Genomic DNA, 10623 nt, shown 5'->3' on the forward strand with positions numbered 1-10623 from the left:
AGAAACCGTAGCGAGCGGCCCGAGGTCGCGTCGAGGACCGGAGCCGTACTCCCGTACGGCGAGGACCGCAGGCGCGAGATCGGACCGCGCAGTAGGTTTATCCGCCACTTCTAGGGGAGGGCCTTGTCGGCTTCGGTGGTAAATGCGTCGGCGAAGAATTCTTCCTCGGGCAGACCGGCCTCGGCCACGTAGTCGCGCTTGGCCGAATCGACGACGATGGGCGCGCCGCACGCGTACACCTGATAGCCGGAAAGATCCTGAATGTCTTCGAGCACCGCCCGGTGGACAAAGCCGGTGCGCCCGGTCCAGTTGTCCTCCGGCACGGCGTTGGACACGACGGGCACGTAGCGCAGGTTCGGCAGTTCGGCGAGTTGCTCGCGGATCCAGTCGTCCATGTAGAGGTCTTCCGGACGACGGCCACCCCAGTAGAGCGTGGCCGGCCGGTCGATGCCCTTGAACTTCATGTGCTCGAGCAGTGCCTTGATCGGCGCGAAGCCGGTGCCCGACGCCAGCAGCACCATGGGCTTGTCGGAATCCTCGCGCAGGAAGAAGCTCCCGTACGGCCCCTCGATGCGCAGGATTTCCTTCTCCTTCATCGCGCCGAACACGTGGTCGGTGAACTTGCCGCCGGGCAGGTGCCGGATGTGGAGTTCAAGGCCGGTGCCGGGCTCGCTCAAGGTGTGCGGCGCGTTGGCCATCGAATAGCTGCGGCGTGCGCCGTCGCGCAGGATGAATTCGACGTACTGGCCTGCATGGAACTGCAACGGCTCGCCGGCAGGCAATTGCAGCCGCAGCAACACCACGTCATGCGACTTCTTCTGCAGGGCCAGCACGCGTGCCGGCATCTTGCGGATCGGATGCGCGCCGGCCTCGGTGACCTGTCGGGATTCGAGCACCACGTCGGTCTTCGCATGGGCGCGGCAGGTCAGGATGTAGCCCTTGAGTTCTTCCTCGGCGCTCAGGGCCTTGCTCTGGTGCGCGTCGAGCGTGACCTCGCCCGAGAGCTTCTTGCATTTGCAGGAGCCGCAGGCGCCGTCCTTGCAGCCATAGGGCAGGCCCACGCCCAGGCGGATGGCGGCCGAAAGGATGGTTTCGTCGCCGTGGGCCGTGAAGTGGCGCCCGCTGGGCTCGACGGTGATGTGGAAGCCCGTCTCGTGCGGGGCGGCGCTCGTCATTGGGTATTCTCGGAATCGCGAAAAGGAACCGGATTTTGCCCTCAAACCAGAGCCCCCTCGGCGCGCTGCCAGCGCGCTTCCGCCGCGAACGCGTCTTGATCGTCGGTTGCGGCGATGTCGGATTGCGCGCAGCGCGTGCATTGCGAGGCCGGGTCGGGCTGATCGCGTTGACTTCCTCGCCGGAAAAGTTTCAGCGTTTGCGTGAGGCCGGCGCGACGCCGATCACCGGAAACCTTGACGCACCGGACACGCTGCGGCGCCTGGCCGGCATCGCGACACGTGTGCTGCACCTCGCGCCGCCCGTGCGGGAAGGCGCGCCCTGGTGGCGCGATGCGCGAACCACCGCGCTCGTGCGCGCGCTGGCGGCGCGCTCCTTGCCCGCGTCGCTGGTCTACGGTTCCACGAGCGGCGTGTATGGCGATTGCGGCGGCGAGCGGGTCACGGAGGCACGTTTGGTGCGACCCGGCACACCGCGTGCGCACCGCCGCGTCGATGCCGAACGGGCCGTGCGCTGGTTCGGCCGGCTGGGCCCCGCCGTGCGCGTCCTGCGCATTCCCGGCATCTACGCGCCGGACCGCGAGGGCGGAACGCCACGCGAACGGCTCCGCAAGGGCACGCCGGTTCTGCGGCGCGAGGATGATGTCTTCACCAACCACATCCATGCCGACGACCTGGCGCGCGCCTGTGTGGCGGCGCTGTGGCGCGGCGGCCCGCAGCGCATATTCCATGCGAGCGACGACAGCGACATGCGGATGGGCGACTACTTCGACCTGGCGGCGGATATCTACGGCATGGCGCGCCCGCCACGGATCTCGCGCGAGGAGGCGAAGCAACAGTTGCCTGCGCAGTTGCTGAGTTTCATGGGTGAATCACGCCGGCTGGCCAACGACCGCATGAAGCGCGAACTGCGCGTCCGGCTGCGCTATCCGACAGTGGAAAGCGGCTTGCGAAGCGGGGGAGCGCAAGGATGAAAAGCCAGCGCCTGCATGAGGCGGCTGGTGCCCGGGGCCGGAATCGAACCGGCACACCTTTCGGTGGGGGATTTTGAGTCCCCTGCGTCTACCAATTTCACCACCCGGGCATCGCGAGAAGTGCAGCCCGAAATTATGGCACAGTGACTCCCCATGAATTACCCGACGATTGAAGACGCGATCGGCAAGACGCCGCTGGTTGCATTGCGGCGCATCGGTGCCGAGGAAAACGACAAGCGGGGCAACGTGATCCTCGGCAAGCTCGAGGGCAACAACCCGGCCGGCTCGGTGAAGGACCGGCCCGCGCTGTCGATGATCAAGCGCGCCGAGGAGCGTGGCGAGATCAAGCCTGGCGACACGCTCATCGAGGCCACCTCGGGCAACACCGGCATCGCGCTCGCGATGGCCGCGGCCATCAAGGGCTACCGCATGGTGTTGATCATGCCGGAGGACCTTTCGGTGGAGCGCGCGCAGACCATGAAGGCCTTCGGCGCGGAACTCATCCTCACGCCCAAGAGCGGCGGCATGGAATACGCCCGCGACCTGGCCGACCGCATGGTGGTGCAGGGCAAGGGCCGGGTGCTCGACCAGTTCGCCAACCCCGACAACCCGCGCATCCACTACGAGACCACCGGCCCCGAGATCTGGGAAGACACCGGCGGGCGCATCACCCACTTCGTGAGTGCGATGGGCACGACCGGCACCATCACCGGCGTCTCGCGCTACCTGAAGGAAAAGAACCCGTCGATCCAGATCGTCGGCGCGCAGCCCGACGAGGGCTCGCGCATCCCGGGCATCCGCAAGTGGCCCGAGGCCTACCTGCCCAAGATCTACGACCCGAGCCGTGTCGACCAGGTCGTCAACGTGAGCCAGGACAGCGCCGAGGAAATGTGCCGGCGCCTGGCGCGCGAGGAGGGCATCTTCGGCGGCATCTCGGCGGCCGGCGCGCTCTGGGTCGCCTTGGAGATTGCAAAGACGGTGCAAAACGCGACGATCGTGTTTGTCGTCTGCGACCGGGGCGATCGTTATCTTTCCACCGGCGTCTTTCCAGCCTGATTGCCCACCATGCCTGATCCCAAGTTCTGCCCCGCCTGCGCCACGCCACTCGAATGGATCGCGCAGCATGAAGACGGCGGCCCCAAGTCGCGCCTGCGCTGCCCGGCCTGCGGCCACACGCACTGGAACAACCCGACGCCGGTGCTGGCCGCGATCATCGAGTACCGCGGCCAGGTGCTGCTGGCGCGCAATGCCGCCTGGCCGCACAAGATGTACGCGCTGATCACCGGCTTCATGGAGGCCGGCGAGACGCCGCAGGAAGGCATCGCGCGGGAGATCAAGGAAGAGACCAACCTCGACGCGAGCGAGCTCAACCTGGTCGGCGTGTACGACTTCCAGCGCATGAACCAGGTCATCATCGCCTACCACGCGGTGGCGGACGGTGAGGTGAGCCTGTCGCCGGAGCTGGTCGACTACCGCCTCTACGACCTGCCGGACCTGCGCTGCTGGCCGGCCGGCACCGGCTATGCGCTGGCCGACTGGCTGCGCACGCGTGGCCACGAGCCGACCTTCCTGGAATGGCCGAAGCCCGCGAATCCCGCGCCGGCGAACTAGATCGAAAGCATTGTCGGGCGTGCGTCGCGTCTCTCGCGACGCCACGGAACGCACGGACAAATCCTAGAATCCAAGACTGATTCAAGGATTCGCATGCACATCCACAAAGAGCTCGACACCCGCGGCCTCAACTGCCCCTTGCCGATCCTCAAGGCAAAGAAGGCGCTCAACGAACTCGCGAGCGGCCAGTTGCTGAGGGTCGTCTCGACCGATGCAGGGTCGGTGCGTGACTTCCAGGCGTTTTCGCGCCAGACCGGCAATGACCTGGTGGAGCAGCAGACGCAGGGCGACGATTTCATTCACGTGTTGCGAAGACGCTGAGTTACGGCCGCTCAGCGGCGGGGGCCTTGACGGGCCGGGATGAGGTTGAATCTGCCTGGGGAGGCGTGTCCGGTGATTGCTCGAGTGATATGGATCGCGTTGGGGGCGGGCTTCGCGGCCTTGCTTGGGGCAGTGCTCTGGCCGGACAACCTGCCTGCTTCGGCGCGGCATCTGCCGATCACGACGGCCATTCCGTTGGCGGTGATCGGTGATTCGGGGAGCCATTCCTACCAGGACCCGATCACTTTTCCCTCTGGAGGCGGATTGCGCGACGCCGCGCTGCGCGATCGCACCTTCCAGTGGACGGAAGTTCTGGCCCGCCTGCGCGGATCGGAAATCGACCTGGGGCCCTGGGTGCGCTGGGGACGCACCGGCCATATCGCATGGCTGAGGGACATGGTGGGCCTGGGCGGCGGGCGCGCTCCGCTCAAGGAGGACTACCTCTACAACTTCTCCAACACCGGCGCGGCTTGCAAGAACATCATGGGCGACCGCCTCGGGCAGCGCTATCGGCAGGTTCCGCGGCTGGTGGCGCTGATGGCGCAGGAGCCCGAGCGCTGGCGCCGGGGCGTCGTGGTGATCAACGTCGGCGGCAACGACTGGAATCGGCTGCTGGACCTGCAGGCGGAGGATCCCGCCGCGCCGGAACTCCAGGCCACCATTGATTACTGCCGGGACCAGATCGAGCGTGCCGTCGATGCGATCCATGCCGCGAATCCGTCGACGCGCGTGCTGGTGGTCGGCCCGGCCAGCGATGCGGACGATCCGGGCACCTTCGACAGGTTCCGCGATGCCAATGCAAGGGCGAACATCCGCACCGCCGTGGAGTCGTTCAGCGCGGCGCTGCGTGGCATTGCGACACGCCATCCTGGATTTGTCGGCTTCGTCGACATGGGCACCTGGTTCCGGCAGCGCTGGGGCGAGCGCAGGCCCAACGGCGAGCCGGCCTATCGGGAGGTCACGATCGGACCCCACCATGTCTCCAACACCGCTGGCGACGGGCCGGACAACGTCTGGCTTGGCGACGGTCATGCGGGCACCGCCATGAACACCTTGTGGGCGCAATACCTGCTCGAGCGCATTCGGGCACTGACCGGGGCACCGCTGACGCCGATCAGCGACGAGGAAGTGGTGCATTTTCTCGCGCAATGATGATGCGAGGACTGGGTCACGCTTTCGCTTGATTCCAGGCGCGGCGAGCGTCGGTTGCGCCGCAACTCCCAATGGACAATCGAGTCAGACACATTTGTGAACGAATCATTCTTTAGAGGGGCTCGAATGCAATCCCGCCAAGCGCACCATGCCTGCGGCTGTTACCGCTTCCTGCCGACGCTGGGAGAACGCGTGTGGGGCAGCGTCTTCGGCCAGCCGACGGCGCGGCGGTAGGCCGCATGCGCAAGGCTTGGCGCGACCTTGCGCTGGCCGTCGCACTGGGTCTCGCTTGCGTAGTTGCGGTGGTGGCCGTCTGGGGCGATGGCATGGCGGATGGAACGGCGGCATCCCATGCGGCCATGGCGCCGGCTGGGTCGATGCCGATCGCCGTGATCGGCGATTCCAACAGTCACTCGTACCAGGACAGCATCACTTTTCCGCCCGGCTCGGAGGAGCGCGGCGGTGCGTTGCGCAGCCACACCTTCCAGTGGATCGAAGTCATCGCGCGCTTGCGGCAAGCTCAACTCGATCCGGGGCCTTGGGTGACTTGGGGCCGGCCTGGCGACGTGGCGTGGTTGCGGGAGTTGATGGGTCTTTCCGCGGGCCGCGCGCCGCGCAAGGAGGACTATCTCTACAACTTCGCCAACTCCGGCGCGACCTGCAAGCACGTGATGGGCGAACGGCTCGGACAGCGATTCCGGCAGGCGCCTCGCCTCGTGGCCTTGATGGACGCGCATCCGGAGCGCTGGCGGAACGGCGTGGTGGTGATTCGCATCGGCGACAACGACTGGGCGGGCGTGCGCGACATACAGCGCCGTGACCCCGCGTCGCCCGAACTGCAAAAGGTGACCGACTACTGTGCAGGCCAGGTCGAGGCGGCGATCCACCTCATCCACTCACGGCATCCGACCACGCGGATCATGGTCGTCGGCGTGATCGGCCTGGCGATCGATCCTTCGCCGCTGCGCCCGCAACCCTCGGCGAGGGAGACGGCAAACCTGCAGGCCGCGACCGACAGGTTCAACCGCGCGTTGCGGGCCGTGGCAAGCGGTCCCTACCTGGCCTTCTTCGACGATGCTGCGTGGTTTGACGAACGATGGGGCAGCCTGGATGCGCTGCACAAGCCAACCGCGGTGAACATTGGCACAGTGCTCCGGGTCACCAACACGATTGGCGACGAGCCGGACCATGCGCAGTTGGCGGACAACCACGCTGGCTTGGCCTGGAACGCCATTTGGGCGCAATCCCTGGTCGCGCACCTGAAGTCGGAATTCGACCTGCCGCTGACGCCGATCGGCGACGACGAGCTGGCGCGTTTCGTCGCGTCGCAGCTCGTCCCGGTCAGAGCGCCAGGCTCTTGAGGTAGGCGCGGAACTCGTCGCCGACCTCGGGGTGGGCCAGCGCCAGTTCAACCGTGGCTTGCAGGAAGCCTTCCTTGCTGCCGCAGTCGTAGCGCGTGCCCTGGTAGGCATAGGCGTAGACCGATTCCTTCTTCAACAGCGCGGCGATGCCGTCGGTCAACTGGATCTCGCCGCCGGCGCCGGTGGGCTGGTTGCGGATTTCCTCGAACACGGCCGGCGTGAGGATGTAGCGGCCTGCCACGCCGAGGCGTGAAGGAGCCTCCTCGGGCTTGGGCTTCTCGACCATGCGCGTGACCTTGGTGAGCCCGTCTCCGGCCGCGTCGCCGGCCACGATGCCGTAGCGGCGGACCTGGTCGAGCGGCACTTCCTGTACGGCGAGCAAGGAGCTTTGCAGCGTGGCGAAAGCGCGGGTCATCTGGGCGAGGACGGGCTCGCCGCCTTGCGGGCCGACCATCAGGTCATCGGCCAGCAGGACCGCGAAGGGCTCATTGCCGACCAGGTGTTCCGCGCAGAGCACCGCATGGCCCAGGCCCAGCATGCGTGGCTGGCGCACGTAGGAGCAGGTCATGTCGTCGGGGCTGACCGAGCGGGCGATGTTCAACAGCGCGGTCTTGTTGCTGGCCTCGAGCTGGCTTTCCAGTTCGTAGGCGGTGTCGTAGTGGTCCTCGATGGCGCGCTTGTTGCGGCCGGTGACGAAGATCATGTCGCGGATGCCCGCGGCGTAGGCTTCCTCGACGGCGTACTGGATCAGCGGCTTGTCGACCACCGGCAGCATCTCCTTGGGCTGGGCCTTGGTGGCGGGCAGGAAGCGGGTGCCGAAGCCAGCAACCGGGAACACGGCTTTGCGAATGGGGGTGGAAGAAGACATGTGGTGTATGAAGAAGAAAGTAGCAGCGGGCAACTGTTGGATGTTAGTGGCCCTGCTGCCCGGTTCCTGTCAGCCAACGCGCCTAGCCCGATCGGACATGTGAACTAAGTCGGGTCTGGTGCCGTGAGCGTTTCCGCTCAACCCAGGCGCGCGAGCTGGTCCTGCAACCTTGCCAGGTTGGCGCTGAAATCGACCAGGCGCTTGCGCTCCTGCTCGATCACCGCCGGCGGAGCCTTGGCGACGAAGGACTCGTTGCCGAGCTTGCCATGCACCTTGGCGATCTCGCCCTCGATGCGTGCGGTCTCCTTGCCGATACGTGCCTTCTCCGCGGCCTTGTCGATTTCCATGTGCAGGCAGAAACGCACCGCGCCGGCGACGGCCACGGGTGCGGCTTCCGCTGCGGCGGACCATGCCGCCTCGTCGTCGAAGAGCTTCACTTCCTTGAGCTTGGCCAGCGCTTGCAGCACCGGTGCGGCTTCGCGGATGAAGGCGGCTTCGTCGGCGTTGTCGGCGACGGCGTAGAGCGGCAGACGCGTGGCGGGGGACACGTTCATCTCGCCGCGCAAGGTGCGGCAGGCGTCGACCAGTTGCTTGAGCTTGGCGACGTGGGCCTCGGCGGCTTCGTCGACCTTGCCGGGCTGCGACTGGGGGTAGGCAGCGATCATGATCGACTCGCCGGTGCGGCCTGCGACGGGCGCGACCTTCTGCCACAGCTCTTCGGTGATGAACGGGATGATGGGGTGGGCGAGACGCAGCAGCGCTTCGAGCACGCGAATCAGCGTGCGGCGCGTGGCGCGCTTCTGCGAGTCGTTGCCGTTCTGGATCTGGACCTTGGCAATCTCCAGGTACCAGTCGCAGAACTCGTCCCACGCGAATTGGTAGATGGCCGTGGAGACGTTGTCGAGGCGGTATTCCTCGAAGCCCTTGGCGACGGCGGCTTCCACGCGCTGCAACTGCGAGGTGATCCAGTAGTCGGCCTTGCTGAAGGTGAGGTAGCCATGGGCCGGACCACCGACGGCACACTCTTCCTTGGTGTGCTCCATCAGGCCGCAGTCCTGGCCTTCGCAGTTCATGAGCACGAAGCGCGTGGCGTTCCAGAGCTTGTTGCAGAAGTTGCGGTAGCCCTCGCAGCGCTTCGGGTCGAAGTTGATGCTGCGGCCGAGCGAGGCCAGCGATGCGAAGGTGAAGCGCATCGCGTCGGCGCCGAAGGCGGGGATGCCTTCGGGGAATTCCTTCTGCGTGTTCTTGCGGACTTGCGGTGCGGTCTCGGGGCGACGCAGCCCTTGCGTGCGCTTGTCGAGCAACTCGGGCAGCGCGATGCCGTCGATGAGGTCGACCGGGTCGAGCACGTTGCCTTCGGACTTGCTCATCTTGTGGCCGTGCGAGTCGCGCACCACGCCGTGGATGTAGACGTCGCGGAAGGGCACGCGGCCGGTGAAGTGCTTGGTCATCATGATCATCCGGGCGACCCAGAAGAAGATGATGTCGTAGCCCGTGACCAGCACGGAGGAGGGGAGATAGAGGTTGTAGTCGGAGGTGGGGGCGTCATCGACCTCGGGCCAGCCCATGGTCGAGAAGGGCACCAGCGCGGAGGAGTACCAGGTGTCGAGCACGTCCTCGTCGCGCGTGAGCGTCTTGCCGGCGCCGGCTTGCGCTTGCGCATCGGCCTCGCTGCGTGCGACGTAGACCTTGCCGTCCTCGTCGTACCAGGCCGGGATCTGGTGGCCCCACCAGAGCTGGCGGCTGATGCACCAGTCCTGGATGTTGTTCATCCACTGGTTGTAGGTGTTGATCCAGTTCTCGGGCACGAAGCGGACCTCGCCGGATTGCACGGCGTCGATGGCCTTCTGCGCGATGGATTGGCCCTTGGCATCCGGCTTGCTCATGGCGACGAACCACTGGTCCGTCAGCATGGGCTCGATGATGGCGCCGGTGCGGGTGCAGCGCGGGACCATGAGCTTGTGCTTGACCGTGTCGACCAGCAGGCCCAGCGCTTCGAGGTCCGCCACGACGGCCTTGCGCGCGACGAAGCGGTCCATGCCACGGTATTTCTCGGGCGCGTTCTCGTTGACGGTGGCGTCCAGCGTGAGCACGCCGATCATCGGCAGCTTGTGGCGCTGGCCGACGGCATAGTCGTTGTTGTCGTGTGCAGGAGTGACCTTGACCACGCCGGTGCCGAAGGTCTTGTCAACGTATTCGTCGGCGATCACCGGGATCAGGCGGTCGACCAGCGGCAGCTTGACGTTCTTGCCGATCAGGTGCGTGTAGCGCTCGTCCTCGGGGTGCACCATCACGGCGGTGTCGCCGAGCATGGTTTCGGGGCGCGTGGTCGCGACGGTGAGCGAGCCGGAGCCGTCTTCCAGCGGGTAGGCGATGTGCCAGAGGAAGCCGTTCTCTTCCTCGCTCTCGACCTCGAGGTCGCTCACGGCGGTCTTGAGCACCGGGTCCCAGTTGACCAAGCGCTTGCCGCGGTAGATCAGGCCTTCTTCGTAGAGCTTGACGAAGGTGTCGGTGACGACCTTCGACAGCTTGTCGTCCATCGTGAAGTATTCGCGGCTCCAGTCCACCGTGTCGCCGAGGCGGCGCATCTGGCCGGTGATGGTGTTGCCGGACTTTTCCTTCCACTCCCACACGCGCGCGACGAAGTTCTTGCGGCCGAGCTCGTGACGGTCCTGCTTCTGCTCCTGCAACTGGCGCTCCACCACGATCTGCGTGGCGATGCCGGCGTGGTCGGTGCCGGGCACCCAGACCGTGTTCGCGCCGGCCATGCGGTGGTAGCGCGTGAAGCTGTCCATGATCGTGTGGTTGAACGCATGGCCCATGTGCAGGGTGCCGGTGACGTTCGGCGGCGGCAGCTGGATCGAGAAGGCCGGGGCGCCTTCCCTGGGCGCCTGCGTGCCGCGATAGCCGGCCCTGGCATAGCCGCGCTTTTCCCATTCCGGCCCCCAGTGCGCCTCCAGCGCGGCGGGTTCGAAGGATTTGGAGAGGCTTTCAAGGCCGGGTTGGTGCAGGGTGTCGCTCATGGCGGGGGTGCAGGCGGTGCAAGGTACGAGACGGCGCCCGGTGGGATGCCGTTCGAGGGGTGAGAAGGGAGCCTGCGATTTTATTCGACCGCGCGACGGCCCCTGCGGTCGCCATGAAACGGGACCGACTCAGCCCGGATG

Annotated in this window: 9 protein-coding genes and 1 tRNA gene; 6 read left to right on the forward strand and 4 right to left on the reverse strand. The window is 66.3% G+C overall.

Features of this window, described 5'->3' with window-relative positions; all coding sequences use genetic code 11:
• Positions 1–110 precede the first annotated feature (110 nt).
• Complete coding sequence (locus tag WKW79_RS15880) at positions 111–1175, reverse strand: CDP-6-deoxy-delta-3,4-glucoseen reductase (RefSeq protein WP_340336137.1); 1065 nt, start codon at positions 1173–1175, stop codon at positions 111–113.
• A gap of 35 nt (positions 1176–1210) precedes the next feature.
• Between WKW79_RS15880 and WKW79_RS15885 the strand changes: the two genes are divergently transcribed.
• Positions 1211–2146: an SDR family oxidoreductase gene (locus WKW79_RS15885; protein ID WP_340336138.1), complete on the forward strand. Its 936-nt coding sequence runs from the start codon at positions 1211–1213 to the stop codon at positions 2144–2146.
• A gap of 25 nt (positions 2147–2171) precedes the next feature.
• On the opposite strand, the gene WKW79_RS15890 is transcribed toward WKW79_RS15885, so the two are convergent.
• Positions 2172–2256 (reverse strand) — tRNA-Leu (locus tag WKW79_RS15890).
• Positions 2257–2299: 43 nt separating this feature from the next.
• Here WKW79_RS15890 and cysM point away from each other — a divergent pair.
• From cysM to WKW79_RS15915, 5 genes are all read left to right on the forward strand, one after another.
• The gene (gene cysM, locus WKW79_RS15895) at positions 2300–3202 is read left to right on the forward strand and encodes a cysteine synthase CysM (protein WP_340336139.1); all 903 of its coding nucleotides are present in this window, start codon (positions 2300–2302) and stop codon (positions 3200–3202) included.
• A 9-nt stretch (positions 3203–3211) separates the two neighbouring features.
• A complete protein-coding gene (locus WKW79_RS15900) occupies positions 3212–3757 on the forward strand; it encodes an NUDIX domain-containing protein (protein ID WP_340336140.1) in 546 nt (181 codons plus the stop codon).
• A 93-nt stretch (positions 3758–3850) separates the two neighbouring features.
• The gene (locus tag WKW79_RS15905; protein ID WP_340336141.1) at positions 3851–4078 is read left to right on the forward strand and encodes a sulfurtransferase TusA family protein; all 228 of its coding nucleotides are present in this window, start codon (positions 3851–3853) and stop codon (positions 4076–4078) included.
• Positions 4079–4150: 72 nt separating this feature from the next.
• Positions 4151–5230 (forward strand): SGNH/GDSL hydrolase family protein, encoded by a 1080-nt coding sequence (locus tag WKW79_RS15910; protein ID WP_340336142.1) that lies wholly within the window; start codon positions 4151–4153, stop codon positions 5228–5230.
• Positions 5231–5469: 239 nt separating this feature from the next.
• The gene (locus WKW79_RS15915; protein WP_340336143.1) at positions 5470–6591 is read left to right on the forward strand and encodes an SGNH/GDSL hydrolase family protein; all 1122 of its coding nucleotides are present in this window, start codon (positions 5470–5472) and stop codon (positions 6589–6591) included.
• Here the strand turns inward: WKW79_RS15915 and galU are convergent.
• Both galU and WKW79_RS15925 read right to left on the reverse strand, forming a co-directional pair.
• Entirely contained in the window at positions 6572–7459 is an 888-nt protein-coding gene (gene galU, locus WKW79_RS15920) for a UTP--glucose-1-phosphate uridylyltransferase GalU (protein WP_340336144.1), read from the reverse strand. The genes WKW79_RS15915 and galU overlap by 20 nt on opposite strands.
• Before the next feature lie 137 nt (positions 7460–7596).
• A complete protein-coding gene (locus WKW79_RS15925; RefSeq protein ID WP_340336145.1) occupies positions 7597–10482 on the reverse strand; it encodes a valine--tRNA ligase in 2886 nt (961 codons plus the stop codon).
• Between the last annotated feature and the right edge of the window lie 141 nt (positions 10483–10623).

The organism is Variovorax robiniae, from assembly GCF_037889955.1.
GTDB lineage: Bacteria > Pseudomonadota > Gammaproteobacteria > Burkholderiales > Burkholderiaceae_C > Variovorax > Variovorax robiniae.